Annotated in this window: 1 protein-coding gene; it reads right to left on the reverse strand. The window is 43.5% G+C overall.

Features of this window, described 5'->3' with window-relative positions; all coding sequences use genetic code 11:
* Positions 1-191 precede the first annotated feature (191 nt).
* Positions 192-359, reverse strand: a 168-nt coding sequence (locus RMT89_RS46245; protein ID WP_399498897.1) for a PfkB family carbohydrate kinase, incomplete at its 5' end; no start/stop codon positions are given.

Raw genomic sequence — 359 nt, forward strand, 5'->3', positions numbered from 1 at the left:
TGTTTAGTGTTTAAATAATTGCCATACTGTCGTCAGCAAACATTGAGGAGTACTTCTATTATGAAGGTGAATCGAGTCGCCATCATCGGCGAATGTATGGTAGAGCTGCAAAAAGTGGATGGGCAACTAAAGCAAAGTTTTGGCGGCGATACGCTCAATACTGCGGTTTATCTTTCTCGTCTTACTCAGTCCTATGGCATCACGACCTCTTGTTGCCAATTATGGAGCATTTCTTTACTAAACGGGTCAATGCCAAGACCTGTTAAATAAGATGTCGTGATGCCATAGGACTGAGTCAGACGAGAAAGATAAACCGCAGTATTGAGCGTATCGCCGCCAAAACTTTGCTTTAGTTGCCC

The sequence above is a fragment of the Streptomyces sp. P17 genome (assembly GCF_032436805.1).
Taxonomy (GTDB): Bacteria; Actinomycetota; Actinomycetes; order Streptomycetales; family Streptomycetaceae; genus Streptomyces.